Raw genomic sequence first — 22,323 nt, forward strand, 5'->3', positions numbered from 1 at the left:
AAGATAATGCGCTTGCAGTCCGGGTAAATCTATTTTCGCGGCGGCGCGTAAAGGTTGTATTGCCCGGGTGTCAGAGCCATTCTGAGGGCGTAGAGTCCCTGCAGGATAAGCAGGCAGGGACGAGCCGATGGCAAAGGGCACCACCTCGACGCCGCATGATGCGGTGTTTAAACAGTTTCTTACCCAGGCCGACACCGCGCGTGATTTCCTGGCGATCCATTTACCGCCTGCGCTGCGTCAGCGCTGCGACCTCGATACCTTACAGCTGGAATCGGCAAGCTTTATCGAGGAGAGCCTGCGCGCCTGGTACTCCGATGTGCTGTGGTCACTTAAAACCGCATCGGGCGAAGGCTACGTTTATGTGGTTATCGAACATCAAAGCTCGCCGGACGCGCAGATGGCCTTTCGCCTGATGCGCTACGCCATCGCCGCGATGCAGCGTCATCTGGATGGCGGTCATACAAAACTACCGCTGGTGGTGCCGATGCTGTTTTACCATGGAGCGACCACGCCCTATCCGTGGTCGCTCAACTGGCTGGACTGCTTTACCGATCCGCCGCTGGCGCGGGAGCTTTATGCATCGCCCTTTCCGCTGGTGGATATCACGGTGATCCCTGACGAGGAGATTGTTAGCCATCGGCGCGTGGCGTTACTTGAGCTGATACAGAAGCATATTCGCCAGCGCGATTTAATGAACATTGTTGAGCAACTGACGACGATTTTACTTAACGGGGACGCTAATGACAGACAGCTAAAAACGCTGTTTAATTATCTGCTGCAGACTGGCAACGCGCGCCGCTTTGGCCGGTTTATCCGCGAAGTGGCGCAGCGGGTTCCTCAGCACAGGGAGAGCTTAATGACCATCGCCGAAAGATTACAGGAAGTGGGCCGCAGAAAAGGCAAACGGGAAGGCCGGCAAGAAGGACAGCATGCCGAGGCGCTGCGTATTGCACAGAGGATGCTGGACGACGGTATCCCCCGCGAGACGGTAGCGAAAATCACCGGCCTGGCCGCCGATGAGATCGCCGCGCTGGCGCATTAATAACGCCGGGATGGCCTGACGGTAGTCCCGGTTAGCCTCTTTATGGAATATTCCGGATATACCTAACTTTACCCGCATCGCCAGCCATCTCGACTACCCTTAATATCCTTAGCGGCATTTTTGACTGCCTTAATAGCGATAACAAGGAGACATGCGATATGGCCTATCAGACGGTGAATCCTGCGAACAATCAGCTTATTAAAACGTACCCGGCGCACAGCGACGCGGACGTGGAGGCGGCGCTGCAGCAGGCGGATGCGCTCTATCATTCTGCCTGGGCAAAAGGCGATATTGAACCGCGGCTGGCGGTACTGCATAAGCTGGCTGATCTGATCGACAGCCGGGCGGAGGAGCTGGCAAAAATCGCCAGCCAGGAGATGGGGAAACTCATTAAGCAGAGCCGCGGCGAAGTGAAACTTTGCGCGCAGATCGCCCGCTATTACGCCGATAACGCCAAATCATTCCTGGCGCCGGTAAAATACCCCTCCGAACTGGGTGAAGCCTGGGTTGAGCACCATCCCATTGGCGTCTTACTGGCGGTGGAGCCGTGGAACTTCCCCTATTACCAGCTGATGCGCGTCCTGGCGCCAAACCTGGCGGCCGGTAACCCGGTTATCGCCAAACACGCCAGCATTGTGCCGCACTGCGCGGAAACCTTTGCCCATCTGGTGCGTGAGGCCGGCGCACCGGAAGGGGCGTGGACCAACCTGTTTATTTCTCAGGATCAGGTGGCGAACATTATCGCCGACGATCGCGTGCAGGGTGCGGCGCTAACCGGGTCGGAGAAAGCCGGCAGCGTAGTGGCGGCGCAGGCGGCGAAGCATATTAAGAAATCGACCCTGGAACTGGGTGGCAACGATGTGTTTGTGGTGCTGGACGATGCCGACCTGGAGCGCGCGGTGAAAATCGGCGTCCAGGCGCGGCTGAATAACGCCGGCCAGGTATGTACCGCCGCCAAGCGTTTTATCCTGCACGAAAATATCGCTGAGTCGTTCCTGGCGAAATTTAGCGAGGCGTTTCGCCAGGTGAAAATTGGCGATCCGCTGGATGAAAGCACCACGCTGGGGCCACTCTCTTCCAAAGATGCGCTGGACACCTTAAGCAAACAGGTGGACGAGGCGGTGAAAAATGGCGCTAAGCTGCATCTGGGCGGCAAAGCGGTGGCCCGGGACGGTAACTTCTTTGAACCCACCATCCTGACCGGTATCACCCGTGACAACCCGGCGTACTTCGAGGAGTTCTTTGGCCCGGTAGCGCAGATTTACGTGGTGAAAAATGACGAGGAGGCAATCCAGCTGGCCAATGATTCCCACTATGGTCTGGGCGGCGCGGTCTTCAGTCAGGATATCGAACGCGCCAAACGGATGGCCTCCGCCATTGAAACCGGAATGGTCTATATCAACTGGCTCACCGATACCGCGCCAGAGCTGCCGTTTGGCGGCGTCAAGCGTTCCGGTTACGGACGGGAGCTCTCCGATCTCGGCATCAAAGAGTTTGTGAACCAGAAGCTGGTGGTGGTGCGCCGCTAAGCCTATGATCCGGCCATAAAAAAACCTGCCATTCGGCAGGTTTTTTTATGGCTAATGCTCAGCGCACCTTAACCTTATCGCGGGGGCGTTGACCATAATCAGAAGGTGACTCCGCCGCCCACATAGGCGCCATCAATCAGGGTGTGGTTCGGGCGACCCTCTTTACCGTCAACGCTCACATGGCGGTAACCCACTTTCAACGTCACAGGACCAATCGGAGACCAGCTCACGCCGCCGTTCGCTTCAACATAGTTTTTCACGCTGTTGTTCAGGCCATCCGGCGCGACATACCCTTCGCCAAACACGTGGATGCTGTCGGTCAGGGCCACGTTCACTCCGCCGCCGACCGGGAATGCAACGCCGTTATCACCTTTTTTCGGCCCCAGGTAGATGGCTTTCGCACCGGCATTGAGCATCACCGGGCCGACTTCCAGGTTGTAGCCTGCGCCAACGCCGCCGGTCTGGCTACCATCATCGGTATTTTTCAGCCAGTGGCTTTCGGCATACAGGCCGGATGAGGATTTACCCATTTCCATATTCAGGTTGGTGAAGTTTTTACCCTGTTCAACGGTAAAACCCACTGCCATGGCGGAACCAGAGACCGCGGTCAGGGCTGCAAGAATAAGGATATTACGCTTTTTCATGGTTTACTCCTCGTCAATAAGTTTGTCTGAGGGCACCTTAACAAGCGATGTTTACCTCTGCAAATGTGACTCACGTCGATTTTATATGCTGTTTTTGTCGAGAAGGTGTTTTGAAAATGTTGTAAAGACGTTGGGTTACGGCGAGGTCAATCATCAACTTTGGCCTGTTTAGCCGAGGTTTAATGGGTGGGTTAAACAGAAACTGAACAGGGCGGGCATTAATTATTAAGGATCCTATTCATTTGGTTTCTTATTATTTCCAAAAGTATTTCGGCTGTTACTTATAAAAACGTTGATTTACATTTCTCGACGCGTTGCCGATGTTTTGTCCCCTGTCTTTGACGACGAGCAGGGGAGAGAACGGTGCCTGCGCTGTAGCGCGCAGGCGAACAGGCGAGCAGGTTAGCGTCGTAACCCGGCAAACGCCGCACGGATTTCTTCCTCAGGTAGCTGAATGCCGATAAACACCAGCGTGCTGTGCGGTGTTTCATCGCCCCACGGGCGGTCCCAGTCGGCGCTGTAGAGGCGCTGCACGCCCTGGAACAGCAGGCGATTCGGCTCGCCATCGATCCACAGCATGCCTTTATAGCGCATCAGTTGCTCGGCGAAGGAGAGCAGCAGGTTTTCCATCACCCGTGACACTTCACTGATATCCACCGGATAGTCGAGCTCGACCACAATCGACGAGACGTCGTTCTGCTTTTCTGCCACAAAATGAAAACGCGGTGTTGCGCTGACAACCTTCTCTTCCAGCATAAAACCGCTGGTATTAAAGAGCTGGCTTAAATCGATATCGCCGTGGATGACGGTATAAATTGGCGCTCGCGCGTTGATGCGCGCCAGCCGTTCGCGCAGCGTTTCGGTGTCGCCGGCAACATCGGTTTTGGTAAGCAGAATGCGGTCCGCATAGCCGACCTGCGACTGGGCGATGGTGAACTGATCCATCTGCTGGTCGGCATGGACGGCGTCGACCAGGGCGATCACGCCATCCAGCAGATAGCGTTCACAAAGCACCTCGTGGGAGAAAAAGGTTTGAATAATCGGCCCCGGGTCGGCCATGCCGGTGCATTCAATCACCAGCCGGTCAAACTCGATTTCGCCGCGATCGCGGCTATCGAGGAGATCGAGCAGGGCGTCTTCCAGTTCGTTGGAGCGCGTACAGCAGATGCAGCCGTTGGTCAGGGTTTTAATCTGCGTGGCGCGGTCGCCGATCAGCTGATCGTCAACGGACACTTCGCCAAATTCGTTTTCAATCACGGCAATTTTGAAACCGTGCTGCTCATTCAGGATATGGCGCAGCAGGGTGGTTTTTCCCGCGCCAAGAAAACCGGTGAGTAGGGTGACTGCAATCGGTGCCATTATTGCCTCCATTAACAGCAGCGTACGCCGCCTTTGCCGTCACCGCCGTAGCGGGCCTGCTGGCGTTCGCGGAAGAATTCTTCATAAGTCATGTACGGCTGATCCGGATGGTTGGTTTGCATATGGGTGACGTAGTTGTCGTAATCCGGAATGCCGATCAGCATTTTCGCCGCCTGACCGAGATATTTTTTTGCCTGACCTAAGTTACCAAACATTGTGAGTTCCAGATAACGAATAAAGCCGGATGGCGGCTAGCGCCATATCCGGCCTACGTTAATGCGCTTTTGGTAGGCCGGATAAGCGTAGCGCTATCCGGCATCAGGGTTAATGATGTGACGAGGTTTTCACGCCGCCTTCTGGTACCGGCACGTACGGAGTCTCTTTGTCGGTGCGCACCTTATTGTTGCGGACATTGAGCCAGGTTTTGATGCCGTAGAAGATGATGCTGTACACCACCACCAGGAACAGGATGCTCAGGCCGGCGTTGGTGTAGTTGTTAACCACGATATGGTTCATGTTGGCGACCTGCTGCGCGGTCAGCTCGCCGCCGGCGGCAATCTTCTCTTTATACTGCTGAGCCATAAAGAAGAAGCCTTCCATCTGCGGGTTGGTGCTGAACAGTTTCAGACCCAGCGCCCAGGTGGTGCACAGCAGCAGCCACGCAGCTGGAATAACGGTAACCCAGATATATTTGGTGCGCTGCATTTTGATCAGTACCACCGTGCCGAGCACCAGCGCCACCGCGGCCAGCATCTGGTTAGAAATACCGAACAGCGGCCACAGGCTCTTCACGCCGCCCAGCGGGTCGACCACGCCCTGATACAGCAGGTAGCCCCACAGGCCGACGCAGCCGGCGGTACCGATAATACCGGCGACCAGCGAGTCGGTTTTTTTGAGGAACGGCACGAAGTTACCCAACAGATCCTGCAGCATAAAGCGGCCTGCGCGGGTACCGGCATCCAGCGCGGTGAGGATAAACAGCGCTTCAAACAGGATACCGAAGTGGTACCAGAAGCCCATATCTGCCATCGGGATGATTTTGTGGAACACGTGAGCGATACCGACGGCCAGCGTCGGCGCGCCGCCGGCGCGGTTCAGTACGGAAGGTTCGCCGATATCTTTCGCCGTCTGCAGGATCTGCTCAGGTGAAATCACGAAGCCCCAGGAGCTGACGGTCGCCGCCGCGTGGACGGTCACTTCTTTCAGCTGCGCAGCGATCATCGCCGCGTTTTCACCGCCCATTTCGTGCAGGTTCGGCATGACGATGCCAAGGCCCGCCGGCGGGGTATTCATCGCGAAGTAGAGACCCGGTTCGATAATCGAGGCCGCGACCAGCGCCATGATGGCGACGAACGACTCCATCAGCATCGCGCCATAGCCGATAAAGCGGGCGTCGGTTTCGTTGGCCAGCAGCTTCGGCGTGGTGCCGGAGGCGATCAGCGCGTGGAAGCCGGAGACCGCGCCGCAGGCGATGGTGATAAACAGGAACGGGAACAGCGCGCCTTTCCACAGCGGGCCGGTACCATCAATGTACTGGGTCACTGCCGGCATTTTCAGGTCCGGGTTGAGGATAACGATCCCCAGCGCCAGGCCGACGATTACGCCGATTTTCAGGAAGGTGGCCAGATAGTCACGCGGCGCCAGAATCAGCCATACCGGCAGCAGCGCGGAGATAAACGCGTAGCCAATCAGGGTAAAGGTGATGGTGGTGTCTTTAAAGGTCAGCGCCGGGCCCCAGTACGGGTCATGGGCAATCACGCCGCCGAACCAGATAGAGGCCACCAGCAGCACGATACCGATAACCGACACTTCACCGACGCGGCCAGGGCGCAGGAAGCGCATGTAGATCCCCATAAACAGCGCGATAGGCACCGTCGAGCAGACGGTAAACACGCCCCACGGACTTTCCGCCAGCGCTTTCACCACGATGAGCGCCAGCACCGCGAGGATGATGATCATAATCAGGAAGCAGCCGAACAGGGCGATAGAGCCCGGAACCGGCCCCATTTCCTGTTTAATCATCTCGCCCAGCGAGGCGCCGTTGCGCCGCGAGGAGATAAACAGCACCATGAAGTCCTGTACCGCGCCCGCCAGCACCACGCCGGCCAGCAGCCACAGGGTGCCCGGCAGATAGCCCATCTGCGCGGCCAGTACCGGGCCAACCAGCGGGCCGGCGCCGGCGATAGCGGCGAAGTGGTGGCCAAACAGCACGTAGCGGTTGGTTGGCACGTAGTTCAGGCCATCGTTATTAATGACCGCCGGCGTGGAGCGCGTTGGGTCAAGCTTCATCACCTTCTGCGCGATGTACAGGCTGTAATAACGATAGGCGACAAGGTACACGGAAACTGACGCCACCACGATCCACAGGGCACTGACGTGCTCACCGCGGCGCAGGGCGACGACTGAGAGGCAAAATGCCCCGATGATTCCCAGAATCACCCAGGGTATGTGCTTGAATAGTTTTTTGGTATCCATAGTAAAACCTGGCGTTAATTAGATGAATAATTGGCCGAAGCCGTCTGGTTTTAAGTTAGGGTTGATGGAGGTATTGATTAGCTAGGCTGCCTTCGATCTTGCCAGAACAGCGCGCGCGTAAAGTTGGGTAAATGGGTGAGTGGTTGTATAGGGGGTTAAGCGGTTACTGGAAGGGGTAAGCGGTGGATGGCAAAGTGAGCAGCTCGAGATTATGTGATTGAGATCACAGGGTATTATGGCCGGGAAGAGGGTCATGAAAAATAAGGCTCCTCCCCGGGCGGAGAGGAGCAGACGAGGCCATTACACCGCGACTTCCATTTCCATCATCACCGGGTGGAAACGGCGTTTAAAGTAAATCAGGCCGTGCCCTTGCGGGCTCAGGGTAATATTGCGGATCTCCACCAGATACACCAGGTGGGTACCAATGGTTTGCACCTGGCTTATCTCGCCTTCGAGGCTGGCCAGCGAGCCTTTCAGCACCGGCTGCCCGAGCGCGCCCTGCTGCCAGCCGCTGAGGGCAAACCGCTCTTCCATCGTCACCCCGGTCATCCCGGCGAAATGACGGGCCATGATTTCCTGCTCGTGGTTCAGCACGTTGATGCACAACTTGCCGTTGCCCTGAAAGACTGGGTTCATCGCGCTGTTGGCGTTGATACAAACCATTACCGATGGCGGCGTATCCGTCACCGAGCAAACCGCCGTGGCGGTAATGCCGCAGCGGCCGGCTTCGCCTGCGGTGGTGACAACGTTAACCGCCGCCGACAGGCTGGCCATGGCATCGCGAAAACGCAGGCGTTGTTCATCTAATTGCATTCTGACCTCCCGCTGTGAATTACTTCAGCAGCTTATCCAACATGTTGATATCAGCGTTATTGTGCAGATGCGGCACCGTCCAGCCGTTCTGGTCGTACTCGGACAGGCAGCGGTCAACCATCGCCATCATTTTGTCCATATTGCCGGAGCTCTGCGCCTGGCGCAGACACTGCAGGCGAATTTCATCCTGGCTACCGGAGTAGTTGATTTCATACAGTTCATGACGGCCGCCGAATTCGCTGCCGATCGCGTCCCACATCAGTTTGAGGATCTTGATACGTTCAACGTGATCCATACCGTTGGAGCCGCGCACGTACTTCGCCAGATACTGGTCGATCTGCGGGTTGTTCAGATCGCGGGCGCTGGACGGCAGATAAATCAGGCCGCTGGTGACGTTACGCTCGATGATGTTCTTGATCTTGGCGTAGGCCATCGGCGCCATCACGCGATAGGTCTGCAGCGCGGCGTGATCCGGCAGCCATGCGCCGTTGACCCACGGCGTCGCTTCCGAGCACATAGAATCGCTTAACGCCCAGAACATGTTGCGCCACGCCACCACTTCGCCAAGGTCGGCCTGCACGCCGCGGAATTCGAGGGTGCCGGTACATTCCAGAGAGCGCTTCAGCAGGGCGGTGATAAAGTCCAGTTTGACCGCCAGGCGCACGCAGGCCTGCAGCGGGTACATGCGGGCGAAACCGCCTTCCATGGTCCAGCGGCGGCAGCGGTCAAAGTCGCGATAAATCAGCACGTTCTCCCAGGGGATCAGCACCTTATCCATCACCAGAATCGCATCGTTCTCGTCGAAACGGCTGGAAAGCGGATAGTCGTACGGCGAGCCGGTCGCACCGGCGACCATCTCATAGGAGGCGCGGGAGATAAGCTTGACGCCTTCGGCATCCATCGGCGCGACGAACATCAGCGCGAAGTCCGGGTTCTCGCCCATCACCTGCGCTGAGCCGAAGCCGATCATGTTGTAGTGGGTCAGCGCCGAGTTGGTGGCGACCACTTTCGCGCCGCTAACGATGATCCCGGCATCGGTCTCTTTTTCCAGCTTGATGTAGACGTCCTTCACTTCATCGGCCGGCTTGTGGCGGTCGATCGGCGGGTTGACGATCGCGTGGTTAAAGTACAGACCGGTTTCCTGAATGCGGGTGTACCAGTTGCGGGCGTTCTGCTCGAACTGGCCGTAAAACGCCGGGTTGGCGCCCAGCGCGCAGCCGAAGGCGGCTTTGTAGTCCGGGGTGCGGCCCATCCAGCCGTAGCTTAAGCGCGACCACTCGGCGATGGCGTCGCGCTGCTGGCGCAGATCGTCGGCGCTTTTCGCCACGCGGAAGAATTTATGGGTGTAGCCGCCGCTGCCGGTATCGGTGCCCCAGCACAGGGAATCCTGCATTTCTGGTTTGTGCAGCGCATCGTACAGCTGAGCGACAGAAGCCGCGGCATTACGGAAAGCCGGGTGGGTGGTGACATCCTTCACGCGCTCGCCGTAAATATAAATTTCGCGGCCATCCTGCAGGCTTTTTAAATACTCTTCACCGGTTAACGGGCGTTTCGCGTCGGCGCGGAAATCTTCAGGTTTCATAGGTGACCTCTTCAGTATTAATCGGAATGCGATGTTAAATTTATGTTTTGTTTTTGTTGTTCAATTGAAGCGGTTATTGCGCTTGCCGTGAAGGGACGTTTGCGACAACGACGGGTACTTTTCAGGTGGGAGTGAATTTTGTGATCTCGGCAGCGTTTGGCGGGCAACGCGGCGCTGAGCCGCCCTGTGGACCGCAGCCCCGTAAGCGCCGCGCCGCCGGGGGATTACGACACCGGTACTTTTTGCGCCCGGTAGCTGCTGGGCGAGCAGCCGACCTGGCGGCTAAAAAAGCGCGCGAAATAGGCGGGATCTTTAAACCCCAGTTGCCAGGCTATCTCATTGACCGCGCTATCGGAGAACAGCAGCAGCCGCTTTGCCTCGCGCAGCTGGCGGTCGAATATCAGCCGCTTCGGCGAACGGTTAGCGAAGCGGCGACAGATATCGGTCAACCGCGATTCGGTCAGATGCAGCTCCCTGGCGTAATCCGGTACCGTCCAGTGTTGATGAAAGTGGCTATCGATCATCTGGTTAAAGCGCTGGAATAATTTCAGCTCGCCGCGCATCCCGCTGGCGGCGTGATCGTCGAGCCTGGCATTACGCAGCAGCAGGGTAAAGACCGCCTGCGCCAGCAGCGCCAGGGTATGCTCCCGCCCCGGCAGCTGGGCGGTGGACTCCCGACGAATCAGCTGCCAGTAGTGCGCCAGCGCCGCCAGCTCGTCGGGTTTATCCGCCAGCGACAGGCAGATCCCCGGCAGGCCGAAGGTCTCCCGCGTGCCGGGATAAAGCACCTCCAGCAGCGGCCAGATAAGTTCTTCGTGCACCGTCAACACGTGACCATCGCTATCGGACTCTGTAATAAAGGCATGCGGCACCGAGGGCGGCGTTATCACAAACAGCGGCGCCTGCACCGAATAGCGATGATCATCGAGCTGCAGCTCAATCTGCCCGGTATCAAGGTAGTGCATCTGGAAATAGCGGTCGTGGCGATGCGCCTGCATGTCACGGCCAAAAAAGGCCGCCATGCGGGAGAACGACTGATAGTGCACCTCTTCGGTGCCCAGACTCTCGTCGTACTCTTTATTGATATCGATATTGGCGATTGGGCTTTGGCACATAGTGGCTCCTTATGGCGTCGCGCGAGGGCGCGAGCCCTTCATCGGAATCGCCCAGATGATCACCGCGCCAATCACCAGCAGTGCGGCGACGAACCACAGCCCGCTGCTGAAGCTGCCGGTAATATCCTTCAGCCAGCCGATCATAAAGGGACTGAGCGCCGATCCGATATTGCCGGTGGCGTTGATCACCGCGATACCGATCGCCCGGGCACGCAGGCTGATGGACTGATCCGGCGTGGTCCAGAAAATAGCCATAGCGCTAAACGATCCGGTGGAGGCCATTACGATCCCGAGCAACTGGATCAGGTTATGATCGGTAGCTGATGCCAGCAGCCAGCCCGCGGCGGCGAACAGGAACGGCAGGGCGGTATGATGCTTCCGCTCCTGGTGCTTATCGGAGTGGCGGCTCCAGTAGATCATCCCGAGAATGGTACAAATCTGCGGGATCGCCGCCAGCAGGCCGATGGTGATATTGCTGCTGCTTTCGTTAAAGCTTTTGAGGATCTGCGGCGTCCAGATGCTGATCGCGCTGAGCGTATTGGTCAGGCAGAAGTAGGCGAGGGTGTACATCAGCACGATCGGAGTAAAGACTTCGCGCCACAGGCTGCGCTGCTGCATGGCGTGATGGCTGATCGCCCCTTCCGGCTGCACCAGGGTCAGGCGATCGTTATCCATCATCTCCTGCAGACATTTTTTGTCCTCCGCCGTCAGCCACCTGGCCTTCGACGGCGAATCATCCAGCCAGAACCAGACCATAATGCCGAGCAGCACCGACGGGAAGCCTTCCAGCAGGAACAGCCACTGCCAGCCGTGCAGGTTCAGCAGACCATCGAGGGACAAGATATAGCCGGAGACGATCGATCCCAGCGCGGTGGTTACCGGCATCGCAATCATAAACAACGCGTTAGCGCGGGCGCGGAAAAAGGCCGGGAACCAGTAGGTCAGGTACAGCAGGATACCCGGCAGGAAACCGGCCTCGGTGATCCCCACCAGCATGCGCAGGACATAGAGACTTTTCGGCCCGGTGGCGAACATGGTGGCGGTAGAGGCGATGCCCCACAGCACCATGATGGTGGCGATCCAGCGTCGTGCGCCGACGATGCTGAGCATTACGTTGCTGGGAATGCCAAAAATGACGTAGGTGGCGTAAAACAGGGTGGTGGCCAGGCCAAACATGGTGGCGTTGAGGCCCAGATCCTGCCCCATGGTTAATCCGGCAAAGCCGATATTGATCCGGTCTAAAAACGAAAAGATAAACAGGACGAATAAAAATACGATCAGACGGCGGAAGAGCTTGTTGATAACCGACTGCTGCTGTGCCGTCAGCTGTTTGTGCTGGTTCGCCGGATCGAACTTTTCCGGGATGGCAGGTGATGTATCGCTCATTATTATTTTCCTCTAATGGGAATTTTGTCGGGTACTGCGGGTTGCCCGGTGGCGCTGCGTTTACCGGGTTTGCGATTCGCTGCTGCTCCAGGCCGGGTGAGCGTAGCGCTATCCGGCATTAATACACGCCGGACGAACCGAGAGAGGTTCTCTCTGCGCCAAACCGTGCCGCCAGCGCTTCTGCGCCGCGGGCCAGCAGGGTGGTATCGACGCCGACGGCGACGAACAGCGCGCCCAGTTCGAGATAGCGTTTCGCCAGCTGTTCATTGGCCATCAGGATCCCCGGCGCCTTTCCGGCCTGGCGGATTTGCTGGATGGCATCTTCAATGGCGGCCTGCACTTCCGGGTGTTGTGGGTTGCCGCCGTGGCCCATATCGGCGCTGAGATCCGCCGGGCCGATAAACACGCCGTCCACCCCGTCGACATCGAGGATCTGCGGCAAATTTTTCAGCGCTTCGCGGGTCTCAATCTGTACCAGTACGCACATGGCGTCATTGGCCCGGTGGATATAATCCGGAATGCGATTCCAGCGTGAGGCGCGGGCCAGCGCGCTGCCGACTCCGCGGATGCCGGCAGGCGGGTAGCGGGTGGCGCTTACCGCCAGCCGCGCTTCTTCGGCATTCTGCACCATCGGCACCAGCATAGTTTGCGCGCCGACATCCAGCAGTTGTTTAATTTGTACGGGATCGTTCCACGACGGACGCACTACCGGCTGGCTGGGGTAGGGCGCAATGGCCTGCAACTGGGTCAGCACCGTTTGTACGTTGTTGGGCGCGTGTTCGCCGTCGATCAGCAGCCAGTCGAAGCCCGCGCCGGCCAGCAGTTCGGCGCTGTAGCTGCTGCACAGCCCAAGCCACAGGCCGATTTGCGGACGGCCGGCCTTGAGCGCCTCTTTAAATGCGTTGTTCATGTTGCTCTCCTCAAACAAAGCGGCAGCTGATGGCGCCCATGTTGCCGTAGTCGACGTGGAAGGTATCGCCCTTGCGCGCCGGGACCGGGCGGGTGAAGGAGCCGCCGAGGATAATTTGCCCGGCTTCGAGCTGGACATCGTACGGCGCCAGTTTGTTGGCCAGCCACGCCACGCCGTTGGCCGGATGATTGAGTACGCCCGCGGCGACGCCGGTCTCTTCAATCACGCCGTTGCGATACAGCAGGGCGGAGATCCAGCGCAGGTCGAGCTCGTCCGGTTTAATCGGCCGGCCGCCGAGGATCACCCCGGCGTTGGCGGCGTTGTCGGAGATAGTGTCGAACACTTTGCGCGGACGCTGGGTTTCCGGGTCGATGTTGTGGCAACGCGCATCGATGAGCTCCAGCGCCGGGATAACGTAGTCGGTGGCGTTGTAGACATCAAACAGCGTACAGTTCGGGCCGCGCAGCGGTTTGGCCAGCACGAAGGCCAGCTCGACTTCGATGCGCGGCACGATAAAGCGGTCGGTGGGAATATCGCTGCCGTCGTGGAAGAACATATCGTCGAGCAGCGCGCCGTAGTCCGGCTCGCTGATCTGCGAGCTGGCCTGCATCGCTTTAGAGGTCAGGCCGATCTTGTGGCCTTTGAGCGCGCGGCCTTCGGCGATCTTCATTTCGACCCACTCGCGCTGGACGGCGTAGGCGTCCTCAATGGTGATCGACGGATAATCCAGCGAGATCGCGCGGATCTGTTCACGCTGTTTTTCGGCCTGGTTCAGCCGCTGGGCAATCAGGGTGCGGGTCTGTTTATCGAGCATAGTGATTCCTATGGCATTGCATTGCCGGATGGCGCTTCGCTTATCCGGCCTACAAATTCATGGCCGTTGTAGGCCCGGTAAGCGCAGCGCCACCGGGCAATTTGCACATTATTTAAATAACGCGTGCACGTTGTTCTGTTTGTAGTTCAGCGTCGGGTCGAGCTCTTCCATGGCGAACGACAGCGCCAGATAGCGGCTCTCCATTAGCGCGGCAAAATGGGCTTTGATCAGCGCGAACAGCATATCTCCCACGTCCTGACGGCTCTCCAGACTGCGCCCGGCGCCGATTTTCAGGGTCATATGCACGAAGGCGTAATCCTGCTTGCCGTCGGCCATCTGCCAGGTATCGAGCCAGTGGGCGCGGCTACGAATGCCGCCAATCGGAAAGATGCCGGTGGCGGCCAGCGCCTCGTTGACTTTGGCGAACAGCCCTGGCAGATCGGCCTGTTCACGGATATTGTCGGTACACTCGGCGATAAAATGCGGCATGGGGCCTCCTTACGCCTGCGCCGGCAGCGGGAACACGGCGTTAACCTGGCCGGTACCGGAGCTGGCGAATAGCTCGGTGATAAACTCCACCTTGCCGTCGTATTTATCCCAACCCAGCAGACCGAGCAGCATCACCGTGTCGTGCATGTTGCCTTCGCCGTAGCAGTAGTCGGCGTACTCCGGCAGCATGGTGCAGAACTCTTTGAATTTGCCCTCCCGCCACAGTTTCACCACGCGCTCATCCATCTGATGATCAAACTCGCGGGTGTAGCTGTTCATGCCCTCTTCGGCGCGCTGGTCATCGATAAAGCGGTGCGACAGCGAACCGCTGGCCAGCACCGCTACGGTGCCGTCATATTTCTCAATGGCTTTGAGGATGGCCTCGCCCAGCCTGCGGCTGTCGGCAAAGTCGTGAACGGTACAAAACGCGGAAATGGACACCACCTTGAAGTGCTTATCGCTGTTCATGTAGCGCATCGGCACCAGGGTGCCGTACTCCAGCTTCAGGCTCGGAATATTGTGTGCTTTGGCGCGTACGCCGAGCTTTACGGCCTCGTCGGCGATAAGCTGGCCCAGCTCCGGGTTGCCGTCGTAGTCGTAGGTCATGTCGCGAATAAAATGCGGCAGTTCGTTACTGGTGTAGACGCCCTGAAAATGGTCGGCGCAGTTGATGTGATAGGCGCTGTTGACCAGCCAGTGGGTGTCGAACACGATGATGGTATCGACGCCCATTTCACGGCAGCGCTTGCCAATTTCTTTATGCCCGTCGATCGCGCCCTGGCGGCAGCCGTGGTTTTTCCCCGGCAGCTCAGACAGATACATCGACGGCACGTGAGTGATTTTTGCTGCTAACGCTAACTTACCCATATCAGACTCCCCATTTCGGGATCGGATGGTCGCCCATCGAGATGCAGACGTTTTTCATTTCGGCGAACACTTCAAAGCTGTACTCGCCGCCTTCGCGGCCGGTGCCGGAGGCCTTCACGCCGCCGAACGGCTGACGCAGGTCGCGCACGTTCTGGGTGTTGACGAACACCATCCCGGCTTCAATACCGCGCGCCAGACGCAGCACTTTGCTGACGTCCTGGGTCCAGATATACGACGCCAGGCCGTATTCCACATCGTTCGCCAGGCGCAGCCCTTCCGCTTCGTCTTTGAACGGCAGCAGGCAGGCGACCGGGCCAAAAATCTCTTCCTGGGCGACGCGCATGCGGTTGTCGACATCCGCCAGTACCGTCGGGCGCAGGAAGTTGCCGGCTTTCAGATGCGCCGGCAGGTCGGACGGTTTATCCGCGCCGCCGGCCAGCAGGGTGGCGCCCTCTTCGATACCGAGGCGAATGTAGCCGGACACTTTCTCCCAGTGCTGCTTGCTAATCAGCGCGCCGACCTGGGTATTCGGATCGGTCGGATCGCCTACGCGCAGGCGGTTGGCGCGCTCGGCGAAGCGCTTGACGAACTCCGGATAAATACTCTGCTGAATGAAAATGCGTGAACCGGCGGTGCAGCGTTCGCCGTTGATCGAGAAAATGGTGAACAGCGCGGCGTCGAGCGCCCGCTCAATATCGGCGTCTTCAAAAATCAGCACCGGCGATTTTCCGCCCAGCTCCATGGAGTACTTTTTCAGGCCGGCGTTTTTCATAATGTTGCGGCCGGTGGCGGTGCCGCCGGTGAAGGAGACGGCGCGCACATCATGATGGCGTACCAGCGCGTCGCCAGCGGTGGCGCCATAGCCCTGCACCACGTTGAGCACGCCAGCCGGGATCCCGGCTTCCAGCGCCAGTTCGCCCAGACGATCGGCGGTCAGCGGCGACAGCTCGGACATTTTCAGCACCGCGGTATTGCCCAGCGCCAGGCACGGCGCCACCTTCCAGGTGGCGGTCATAAACGGCACGTTCCACGGCGACACCAGCGCGCAGACGCCAACCGGCTGCACGAGGGTGTAGTTGAGCATCTTGTCGTCGACCGGATAGGTCTTGCCGTTCATCTGCTGGCATACTTCGGCGAAAAATTCGAAATTGTGTGAGGCGCGCGGGATCAGCACGTTTTTGGTCTGGTGGATAGGCAGGCCGGTATCGGCAGTTTCCATCGCCGCGATCTCCGGGACGTTCTGATCGATCAGATCGCCCAGGCGGCGCATCAGGCGCGCGCGCTCTTTCATCGGCAGGTTAGCCCACTTCGGGAAGGCCTCTTTCGCCGCCGCTACCGCCTGGTTGATTTCGGCTTCGCCGCCGGAGGCGACTTCAGCCAGTACCTCGCCGGTGGCCGGGTTGGTGGTATGAAAATAGTCTGCGCCGGCAACGTTTTTACCGTTGATCCAATGGTTAATCTTTTTCATGACAGTGTCTCCTCATACGCTTGCTGGCTGATGATATGGTTGACCAGGCGGCCCACGCCCTCGACTTCAACGATCACCTCATCGCCCGGCACCACATCGGATAGCCCTTTCGGCGTGCCGGTGGCGATCATGTCGCCCGGTTGCAGGGTCATAAATTCGCTTAAATAAGCGATGAGGAACGGGATGCTGAAGATCAGATCGGCGGTGGTGCCCTGCTGGCGCAGTTCGCCGTTGACCCAGGTACGCAGGGCCAGATTATGCGGATCCGGGATCGCCTCTTTGGCGACGATCCACGGGCCGATCGGCGTCAGGGTGTCGCGGCTTTTTACCCGCAGGTTCGGGCGGTAGTAGTTTTCCAGATAGTCGCGGATCGCGTAGTCGTTGCACAGGGTATAGCCAGCGACATAGTACATGGCCTCGGCTTCGCTGACGCGGCGCGCGGTTTTCCCGATCACCACCACCAGTTCGGCTTCGTAGTGCATGTATTCGACGTTATCCGGGCGTACCGACTGCTGCTGGTGGCCAATAAAGGTGTTCGGCGCTTTGATGAACACCAATGGCTCGGTTGGCGGTTTAAACTCCAGCTCGCTGGCGTGGTCGGCGTAGTTGAGCCCCAGCGCGAACAGCGTGCCGTCGGCGGGCGGCAGCCAGCGGAATTCACCTTCTTTCAATACCGTGCCATCGGGCAGGCGCACCTGGTCGCGTTCATCGACCAGCACGTCGCGTACCTGTCCTTGCCATTCAATGCGTGCCTGTTTCATGCCAGCTCTCCTTCTGCGACAACCGGGTTTTCGAGCGCCGGGAAACCGTCGGCGAGAATACGTACGCGGTCGCCGGGGCGCAGCGTGACGCGGGAGTGGGGCGTGCCGATAAGGATCGCGTCGCCGGGATTGAGGGTAGCGAACTCGCTTAAGGCGCTAAGCAGCTGCGCGGCGTTACGCTGCAGATCGCCGGTATGCCAGCTATCCGCCTCGCGGCCGTTGATTTCGGTGATGATGGTCAGGTTATCGACGTTGCGCACCGCCGACAGCGCGCCGATGGGGCAGAAGCCATCGCGGCATTTGGCCTTGATCGCCGGGCGATAAAAACTCTCTTCCGGCAGGCTAACGTCGTTAGCCAGCGCGTAGCCGGCGATATAGTTCGCCGCCTCTTCTGCCGCCACTTTACGCGCGGTTTTGCCGACAATCAGCGCCACCGTCGCGCCGCTTTGTACGGTCTCGCCCTGCGGATGGGGAATGGCTTCGCCGTCGCCAATCACGGTATTACGGGGTTTGATGAACCAGACCGCGGTTTTCGGCGGCGTCTTGTAGGGGGCCTGTTGAAACGCTTCGCGCCAGGCGTCGAGCTGGCTGCGATGATTGAGCGCAACGGCGAAGATGGTACCTTTCATTCACCACTCCTCTGGTACTGATTTCGGATTCGAAGGGATTTCATTAATATGTTAATGATCATCTTTTATGCTTTGCGTCGAGGTTTAGCAACTGGAAGTGAATGTTTTGTGATCTGATTAACACAATATTTACACATCAATAACTTATTGGTTTTTAATCAATGAGTTGACTGTTTTTCAGGAAGAGGCTGGTACTTTTCAGGTGCAGAAACCGGTTGTACATGGCAGGATTAAAGCTAATTATTAAGTTGTTAATAAGTTTTGGATGAGGCTGTAGAGGGGATACTATGCATGATTCATTAACCATTGCCTTGTTGCAGGCGCGTGAGGCGGCGATGGCCTACTTTCGGCCGATCGTCAAACGGCACAATCTCACCGAGCAGCAGTGGCGGATCGTACGTATTCTTGCCGAACACCCGTCGATGGATTTTCACGATCTGGCCTTTCGCGCCTGTATCCTGCGCCCCAGCCTGACCGGGATTTTGACCCGCATGGAGCGGGATGGGCTGGTGCTGCGCTTAAAGCCGGTTAACGATCAGCGCAAACTGTACGTTTCGCTGACGCCTGCCGGTACCGCGCTGTACGAAAGCGCTCAGGCGGAGGTGGAAGAAACCTATCGCCTGCTGGAGGCCCAGTTCACCACGGAAAAGATGCGCCAGCTGACCACGCTGTTGGAGGAGTTTATTGCGCTTGGCGTCCCTGCCGCGCGCGGTGATGAAGAAGAGTAGCGGTTACGGCTCGGCGCTCGGCGGGGCGAGGGCAATAAGCGTTTCCGCGCGGGCGGGGGCCAGCGGTTCTCTCGGCTGCGGCAGCGGCCAGCCGTACAACCAGCGGGCGCTGGCGGCGCAGGTGCGCCCCTGACAGGCGCCCATTCCGCAGCGCTGGGTGAGTTTGGCCTGCGGCCAGCCCCCGGCGGCGTCAACGTCGCCGCAGCGCACATCTTCGCAGCGGCACAGCAGGCTCTCCGGCGTTGCGGCGTTTTTCAAGGACTCCCTCAGCCGGAAGGTACGGTTGATTGCTGCGGCGAAACGCTGCCAGCGGGCGCGACGGGCAAATAACGCCTGCGCTTGATGGCTGGCCCCGGCGGCGGCAAAACCGGCGATTTCGCCCTCCGCCAACGCCAGTTCGCTACCGCCGAAACCGGTGCACTCGCCGGCGGCGTAGATATCCGCGATGCTGGTCTGCTGCCAGCGGTTAACCTGTATCGCCTCCTGCGCCGTGGCGCAGCCGAACAGCAGCGCCGTCTCGATATTGGGTATCAGCCCGTAGCCGATAGCCAGCCGATCGCAGGCGATAGTCCGCTCGACGCCGCGCTGGCGAAGCGTAACGGCTTCCAGCCGCGTTGTACCGTGAGCGCGGATCGCCTGCGCGCCGCTCAGATAGCCTTTCGGGGCCAGCGTCGCTAACTGGCGCAGCTTCTGCGGCCAGCGCCACAGACCGCTGGCGAAGCGCAGCAGCGCCGGGAGCGGCGCTTGCTCAATGATATTCGTCACGTCGCCTCCGGCCTTGTTCACCGTCTCCGCCACCGCCAGCAGTAGCGGACCGCTGCCGGCAATCACCACCTTTTCACCTTTCAGCGTCAGGCCCTGTTTGATTTGCGCCTGCAGGCCGCCCGCGCCGGTCACGCCGGGTAAGGTCCAGCCGGGAAAGGGCAGCGACAGCTCGCGCGCGCCGCAGCAGAGGATCAGTTTCTGCCAGTAAACCACGCCGCCGCCGTCGGCGGTTTCAAACAGCACGCTGTGCGCGGAAGGGCGGGCAATCAGCCGCGCGCCGTTCACTACCCGGATGGCGGCAGACGCGGCGACGGCGTCGCGATAGCGCCGGGCCAGGGCGGGCAGCGTCGCCTGCGGACCCGCGCGCCAGATTTGTCCGCCAGGGGCGGGGTTATCGTCGAGGATGATGACCTGTTTATCGCAGGCGGCGGCGGAGAGTGCGGCCGCCATGCCGGCGGGGCCGGCGCCGAGGATTAAAATGTCACAGCGCAGCGTGTTCATCGCGGCTCCTTTCTATTTGCATACCGGCCCGGCACAGGGTCTGGCAGGCCAGCACCCGTAGGCCATCGACGGCGATCCGGCACTCCTGGCAGACGCCCATGCCGCAAAACGGCGCGCGGAGCTCGCCGTTAACCGCCTGGCGGGTGGTGGGGTCGCCGGTCAACGCCAGCGCCGCCGCCACGCTGATCCCTTCCGGCACCGTCAGAGGCTGGCCATCGACGGTGATGTTGAGAGTGGCCTTCATGCAATCGCCTCCTGTTGACACAAACGTACCGGGAGCCAGGCGTCGGGCGCCAGTGAGCTGCGTTCATCGAGGATCTGCGCCGCCAGCAGTTCGGCCGTGGCCGGCGCGGTGGTGACGCCCAGCCCTTCATGGCCCAGCGCTAACCATACGCCACGGCGAGCGGGGTGCGGGCCGATCAGCGGGTTGCCATCCTGCGAGGCGGCGCGCAGGCCGCTCCAGCAGCGGATGATATTCAACGTCGCCAGCGCCGGCACGAAATGGCGGGCGCGATCGAGCATCTGCGCCAGCAGGGGCAGATCCAACTCGCGCTCGCGGTTATCAAACTGACGCGAAGAGCCAATCAGCAGCTGGCCGGTGGGCCGCGGCTGAAGGTTAAACGCCACTGAGGTGCCGCCGCCGTGGGCGCTGGCGCCGTAGCCCAGTTCAACCAGCTGGTGCTGCACTAGCGGCCGATAGCGATCGGTAATCGCCAGTTGGCCTTTTTTCGGTCGCAGCCAGTTTTCCGCTAACAGCACATTGGCTTCAAGGCCGCAGGCCACCACGATCGCTCGCGCCTGTAGCCGTTGGCCGCTGGCGAGCAGCACCTGCGGCTCGTCAATCGTCTGTACGCTATCGCGCAGGCAGGTAAGATGGTCTCCGGCATCGGTAATCAACCAGCGGGCGACGTTCGGCGCGTAGACGATGCCATCGCCCGGCACCCACAGCCCGCCGGCCAGCCCGCCGCGCAGCAGCGGCTCGCGCCCGGCGATCTGCTGCGGAGTCTGGAGTTCGCTGTGCACCTGATGGCCGGCCATCCGCCGCTGTTTGTCGTCGGCGACGGTCATCTCTTCTTCGCTTTCCGCCAGCCACAGCGTGCCGCAGCCGCGCCAGGCGCAATTGTCGGGCATCCGCGGCGTGATAGCGCGCCAGCGTTCCAGCGACCACGCCGACAAGGCAAGCTCGGCGGGGTCATCATCCATGCACACCAGATGACCCATACCGGCCGCCGTGGCGCCGGGCTGACCGTTATCGATAAGCGTCACGCTTTGCCCCCGCTTCGCCAGCTGCCACGCGCAGGCGGCGCCGATGATCCCGGCGCCGATCACGATGACGTCGCACTGCTTCACGGCGCGATCCCCCAGCAGAAGGGATCGTCAGGGTTGAGGATCAATTGGTTATCGCCGCAGATCCAGGCTTCGCCGCGGATCGTGGGGATGATGCCTTCCGCGGTGCGCTGGTAGCTGGCGGTAAACTGGCTGCCGATGATGCTGGCCTGACGCCATATTTCCCCCGGCTGCAGCTTGCCATCCTGCGCCAGACAGGCCAGCTTGGCGCTGGTGCCGGTACCGCACGGCGAGCGATCCCAGGCCTTTCCCGGGCAGAGTACGAAGCTGCGGCTGTCGGCGGTATCGTCATCGGCGAAGAGTTCGATATGGTCGATAACGCCGCCGTCGTCGCCGCAGATCCCCGCGGCTTCCAGCCCCTCGCGCACTGCCCAGGCGTAGTCGGTGAGCTGTGGAATTTGTTCGGGGGTAATGGCGAACGGGTGGTCGTTAATCAGGAAAAACCAGTTACCGCCCCAGGCAATATCGCCGATGACGGGACCCAGCGCGGTTTCAACGCGGATCTGTTTTTTCCAGCGACGGGCCGGGACGTTTTGCACCGATACGCTGCCATCGTCGTGCAACGTGGCGCTTACGTCGCCGACCGGCGTTTCAATCAGATGTACGCCAGGCTTGATACGCCCAAGCCAGGCCAGCGAGGCGATAAGCCCGATGGTGCCGTGGCCGCACATATTCAGAAAACCGGCGTTGTTGAAGAAAATCACCCCAGCGGTAGCCGCCGCCGAGACCGGTTTGCACAGCAGCGCGCCGACCAGTACGTCATTGCCGCGCGGTTCAAGAATGGCCGCCTGACGCCAATGGTCGAAGTCGCGGGCGAAGCGGTCGCGGCGCTCCGCCATGCTGCCGTCGCCGAGGTCAGGGAAGCCGTCAACGATCAGGCGGGTCGGTTCGCCGCCGGTATGTGAATCGATAGCTCTCAGCGTAACAGGGGGGCGTGGCGCGGTCATCAGACTCTCCGGAAGTTAACAACATGTTTCATCATGCTGGCGCAACCTTTCCCGGCCTGCTTGAGCGCTTTCGTCAGAGAAAATGACGAAATCTGCATAGTACTGAGCGCAGTATATTTCTATTTCACATAGTTATTTCTTATTAATCATTT

General features: G+C 59.5%; 22 protein-coding genes and 1 pseudogene. 3 read left to right on the plus strand and 20 right to left on the minus strand.

Translation table 11 applies throughout. The annotated features are described in order from the left end of the window. Positions 1-127 precede the first annotated feature (127 nt). Both ACKLKD_RS21445 and ACKLKD_RS21450 read left to right on the plus strand, forming a co-directional pair. On the plus strand, positions 128-1,042 hold the full coding sequence (locus ACKLKD_RS21445) for an Rpn family recombination-promoting nuclease/putative transposase (RefSeq protein ID WP_080898024.1): 915 nt from the start codon (positions 128-130) through the stop codon (positions 1,040-1,042). A 158-nt stretch (positions 1,043-1,200) separates the two neighbouring features. Next, a complete protein-coding gene (locus tag ACKLKD_RS21450) occupies positions 1,201-2,571 on the plus strand; it encodes an NAD-dependent succinate-semialdehyde dehydrogenase (protein ID WP_087805813.1) in 1,371 nt (456 codons plus the stop codon). Positions 2,572-2,669: 98 nt separating this feature from the next. Here ACKLKD_RS21450 and ACKLKD_RS21455 read toward each other — a convergent pair whose 3' ends face one another. From ACKLKD_RS21455 to ACKLKD_RS21530, 16 genes and pseudogenes are all read right to left on the minus strand, one after another. Further along, positions 2,670-3,215, minus strand: a complete 546-nt coding sequence (locus ACKLKD_RS21455; protein WP_087805815.1) for a YfaZ family outer membrane protein — start codon at positions 3,213-3,215, stop codon at positions 2,670-2,672. Positions 3,216-3,617: 402 nt separating this feature from the next. Next, positions 3,618-4,574, minus strand: coding sequence for a GTPase (gene yjiA, locus ACKLKD_RS21460; protein WP_025713121.1), 957 nt, complete (start codon positions 4,572-4,574; stop codon positions 3,618-3,620). 11 nt (positions 4,575-4,585) lie between these two features. Continuing rightward, the gene (locus ACKLKD_RS21465) at positions 4,586-4,789 is read right to left on the minus strand and encodes a YbdD/YjiX family protein (protein WP_002887451.1); all 204 of its coding nucleotides are present in this window, start codon (positions 4,787-4,789) and stop codon (positions 4,586-4,588) included. Between the two features lie 109 nt (positions 4,790-4,898). Next, positions 4,899-7,049 (minus strand): carbon starvation CstA family protein, encoded by a 2,151-nt coding sequence (locus ACKLKD_RS21470; RefSeq protein ID WP_025713120.1) that lies wholly within the window; start codon positions 7,047-7,049, stop codon positions 4,899-4,901. Between the two features lie 300 nt (positions 7,050-7,349). After that, positions 7,350-7,862 carry a 4-hydroxyphenylacetate 3-monooxygenase reductase subunit gene (locus ACKLKD_RS21475; protein ID WP_002887467.1) on the minus strand — a complete coding sequence of 171 codons (513 nt, stop codon included), beginning with the start codon at positions 7,860-7,862 and terminating at the stop codon, positions 7,350-7,352. 19 nt (positions 7,863-7,881) lie between these two features. After that, positions 7,882-9,444, minus strand: coding sequence for a 4-hydroxyphenylacetate 3-monooxygenase, oxygenase component (hpaB, locus tag ACKLKD_RS21480; protein ID WP_002887473.1), 1,563 nt, complete (start codon positions 9,442-9,444; stop codon positions 7,882-7,884). 224 nt (positions 9,445-9,668) lie between these two features. Further along, positions 9,669-10,559: a 4-hydroxyphenylacetate catabolism regulatory protein HpaA gene (gene hpaA, locus ACKLKD_RS21485; protein ID WP_025713119.1), complete on the minus strand. Its 891-nt coding sequence runs from the start codon at positions 10,557-10,559 to the stop codon at positions 9,669-9,671. A 9-nt stretch (positions 10,560-10,568) separates the two neighbouring features. Further along, on the minus strand, positions 10,569-11,945 hold the full coding sequence (gene hpaX, locus ACKLKD_RS21490) for a 4-hydroxyphenylacetate permease (RefSeq protein ID WP_025713118.1): 1,377 nt from the start codon (positions 11,943-11,945) through the stop codon (positions 10,569-10,571). Positions 11,946-12,063: 118 nt separating this feature from the next. Continuing rightward, the gene (gene hpaI / locus ACKLKD_RS21495) at positions 12,064-12,855 is read right to left on the minus strand and encodes a 4-hydroxy-2-oxoheptanedioate aldolase (protein ID WP_087805817.1); all 792 of its coding nucleotides are present in this window, start codon (positions 12,853-12,855) and stop codon (positions 12,064-12,066) included. Positions 12,856-12,865: 10 nt separating this feature from the next. After that, on the minus strand, positions 12,866-13,669 hold the full coding sequence (gene hpaH, locus ACKLKD_RS21500) for a 2-oxo-hept-4-ene-1,7-dioate hydratase (RefSeq protein ID WP_023339540.1): 804 nt from the start codon (positions 13,667-13,669) through the stop codon (positions 12,866-12,868). Between the two features lie 108 nt (positions 13,670-13,777). After that, on the minus strand, positions 13,778-14,158 hold the full coding sequence (locus ACKLKD_RS21505; RefSeq protein ID WP_008807573.1) for a 5-carboxymethyl-2-hydroxymuconate Delta-isomerase: 381 nt from the start codon (positions 14,156-14,158) through the stop codon (positions 13,778-13,780). A 9-nt stretch (positions 14,159-14,167) separates the two neighbouring features. Continuing rightward, entirely contained in the window at positions 14,168-15,025 is an 858-nt protein-coding gene (gene hpaD / locus ACKLKD_RS21510) for a 3,4-dihydroxyphenylacetate 2,3-dioxygenase (protein ID WP_002887492.1), read from the minus strand. A gap of 1 nt (position 15,026) precedes the next feature. Next, complete coding sequence (gene hpaE, locus ACKLKD_RS21515) at positions 15,027-16,493, minus strand: 5-carboxymethyl-2-hydroxymuconate semialdehyde dehydrogenase (protein ID WP_008807572.1); 1,467 nt, start codon at positions 16,491-16,493, stop codon at positions 15,027-15,029. Continuing rightward, positions 16,490-17,254 carry a fumarylacetoacetate hydrolase family protein gene (locus ACKLKD_RS21520; RefSeq protein ID WP_080898023.1) on the minus strand — a complete coding sequence of 255 codons (765 nt, stop codon included), beginning with the start codon at positions 17,252-17,254 and terminating at the stop codon, positions 16,490-16,492. The genes hpaE and ACKLKD_RS21520 overlap by 4 nt, the downstream gene beginning before the upstream one ends. Next, on the minus strand, positions 17,251-17,883 hold the full coding sequence (locus ACKLKD_RS21525; RefSeq protein WP_025713114.1) for a fumarylacetoacetate hydrolase family protein: 633 nt from the start codon (positions 17,881-17,883) through the stop codon (positions 17,251-17,253). The genes ACKLKD_RS21520 and ACKLKD_RS21525 overlap by 4 nt, the downstream gene beginning before the upstream one ends. 58 nt (positions 17,884-17,941) lie before the next feature. Beyond that, positions 17,942-18,106, minus strand: a pseudogene (locus ACKLKD_RS21530) (hypothetical protein). A gap of 64 nt (positions 18,107-18,170) precedes the next feature. Between ACKLKD_RS21530 and hpaR the strand changes: the two are divergent. Next, positions 18,171-18,611, plus strand: a complete 441-nt coding sequence (hpaR, locus tag ACKLKD_RS21535) for a homoprotocatechuate degradation operon regulator HpaR (RefSeq protein ID WP_080898022.1) — start codon at positions 18,171-18,173, stop codon at positions 18,609-18,611. A 3-nt stretch (positions 18,612-18,614) separates the two neighbouring features. Here the strand turns inward: hpaR and ACKLKD_RS21540 are convergent, their stop codons facing one another. The 4 genes from ACKLKD_RS21540 to ACKLKD_RS21555 are packed head-to-tail and all read right to left on the minus strand — an operon-like array spanning position 18,615 to position 22,171. Continuing rightward, positions 18,615-19,877 carry an NAD(P)/FAD-dependent oxidoreductase gene (locus ACKLKD_RS21540; protein WP_087805819.1) on the minus strand — a complete coding sequence of 421 codons (1,263 nt, stop codon included), beginning with the start codon at positions 19,875-19,877 and terminating at the stop codon, positions 18,615-18,617. Continuing rightward, entirely contained in the window at positions 19,858-20,121 is a 264-nt protein-coding gene (locus ACKLKD_RS21545) for a (2Fe-2S)-binding protein (protein WP_045395487.1), read from the minus strand. The genes ACKLKD_RS21540 and ACKLKD_RS21545 overlap by 20 nt, the downstream gene beginning before the upstream one ends. Next, positions 20,118-21,227 (minus strand): NAD(P)/FAD-dependent oxidoreductase, encoded by a 1,110-nt coding sequence (locus ACKLKD_RS21550; protein ID WP_080898020.1) that lies wholly within the window; start codon positions 21,225-21,227, stop codon positions 20,118-20,120. Before ACKLKD_RS21550 ends, ACKLKD_RS21545 begins: the two co-directional genes overlap by 4 nt. Next, positions 21,224-22,171, minus strand: a complete 948-nt coding sequence (locus ACKLKD_RS21555) for a 4-hydroxyproline epimerase (protein ID WP_087805821.1) — start codon at positions 22,169-22,171, stop codon at positions 21,224-21,226. Before ACKLKD_RS21555 ends, ACKLKD_RS21550 begins: the two co-directional genes overlap by 4 nt. Positions 22,172-22,323: the final 152 nt, after the last annotated feature.

The organism is Klebsiella sp. 10982 (assembly GCF_048589245.1).
GTDB classification, from domain to species: domain Bacteria; phylum Pseudomonadota; class Gammaproteobacteria; order Enterobacterales; family Enterobacteriaceae; genus Klebsiella; species Klebsiella quasivariicola.

Excerpts from the sequence above, each read along its gene's own strand:
- ACKLKD_RS21465 (WP_002887451.1), bottom strand. The coding sequence starts at position 4,789 with ATGTTTGGTAACTTAGGTCAGGCAAAAAAATATCTCGGTCAGGCGGCG.
- ACKLKD_RS21505 (WP_008807573.1), bottom strand. The coding sequence starts at position 14,158 with ATGCCGCATTTTATCGCCGAGTGTACCGACAATATCCGTGAACAGGCC.
- yjiA (WP_025713121.1), bottom strand. The coding sequence starts at position 4,574 with ATGGCACCGATTGCAGTCACCCTACTCACCGGTTTTCTTGGCGCGGGA.
- hpaH (WP_023339540.1), bottom strand. The coding sequence starts at position 13,669 with ATGCTCGATAAACAGACCCGCACCCTGATTGCCCAGCGGCTGAACCAG.
- hpaI (WP_087805817.1), bottom strand. The coding sequence starts at position 12,855 with ATGAACAACGCATTTAAAGAGGCGCTCAAGGCCGGCCGTCCGCAAATC.
- hpaR (WP_080898022.1), top strand. The coding sequence starts at position 18,171 with ATGCATGATTCATTAACCATTGCCTTGTTGCAGGCGCGTGAGGCGGCG.
- ACKLKD_RS21475 (WP_002887467.1), bottom strand. The coding sequence starts at position 7,862 with ATGCAATTAGATGAACAACGCCTGCGTTTTCGCGATGCCATGGCCAGC.
- ACKLKD_RS21450 (WP_087805813.1), top strand. The coding sequence starts at position 1,201 with ATGGCCTATCAGACGGTGAATCCTGCGAACAATCAGCTTATTAAAACG.
- hpaE (WP_008807572.1), bottom strand. The coding sequence starts at position 16,493 with ATGAAAAAGATTAACCATTGGATCAACGGTAAAAACGTTGCCGGCGCA.
- ACKLKD_RS21545 (WP_045395487.1), bottom strand. The coding sequence starts at position 20,121 with ATGAAGGCCACTCTCAACATCACCGTCGATGGCCAGCCTCTGACGGTG.
- ACKLKD_RS21445 (WP_080898024.1), top strand. The coding sequence starts at position 128 with ATGGCAAAGGGCACCACCTCGACGCCGCATGATGCGGTGTTTAAACAG.
- ACKLKD_RS21470 (WP_025713120.1), bottom strand. The coding sequence starts at position 7,049 with ATGGATACCAAAAAACTATTCAAGCACATACCCTGGGTGATTCTGGGA.
- ACKLKD_RS21455 (WP_087805815.1), bottom strand. The coding sequence starts at position 3,215 with ATGAAAAAGCGTAATATCCTTATTCTTGCAGCCCTGACCGCGGTCTCT.
- ACKLKD_RS21555 (WP_087805821.1), bottom strand. The coding sequence starts at position 22,171 with ATGACCGCGCCACGCCCCCCTGTTACGCTGAGAGCTATCGATTCACAT.
- ACKLKD_RS21525 (WP_025713114.1), bottom strand. The coding sequence starts at position 17,883 with ATGAAAGGTACCATCTTCGCCGTTGCGCTCAATCATCGCAGCCAGCTC.
- hpaA (WP_025713119.1), bottom strand. The coding sequence starts at position 10,559 with ATGTGCCAAAGCCCAATCGCCAATATCGATATCAATAAAGAGTACGAC.
- hpaD (WP_002887492.1), bottom strand. The coding sequence starts at position 15,025 with ATGGGTAAGTTAGCGTTAGCAGCAAAAATCACTCACGTGCCGTCGATG.
- ACKLKD_RS21520 (WP_080898023.1), bottom strand. The coding sequence starts at position 17,254 with ATGAAACAGGCACGCATTGAATGGCAAGGACAGGTACGCGACGTGCTG.
- hpaX (WP_025713118.1), bottom strand. The coding sequence starts at position 11,945 with ATGAGCGATACATCACCTGCCATCCCGGAAAAGTTCGATCCGGCGAAC.
- hpaB (WP_002887473.1), bottom strand. The coding sequence starts at position 9,444 with ATGAAACCTGAAGATTTCCGCGCCGACGCGAAACGCCCGTTAACCGGT.
- ACKLKD_RS21540 (WP_087805819.1), bottom strand. The coding sequence starts at position 19,877 with ATGAACACGCTGCGCTGTGACATTTTAATCCTCGGCGCCGGCCCCGCC.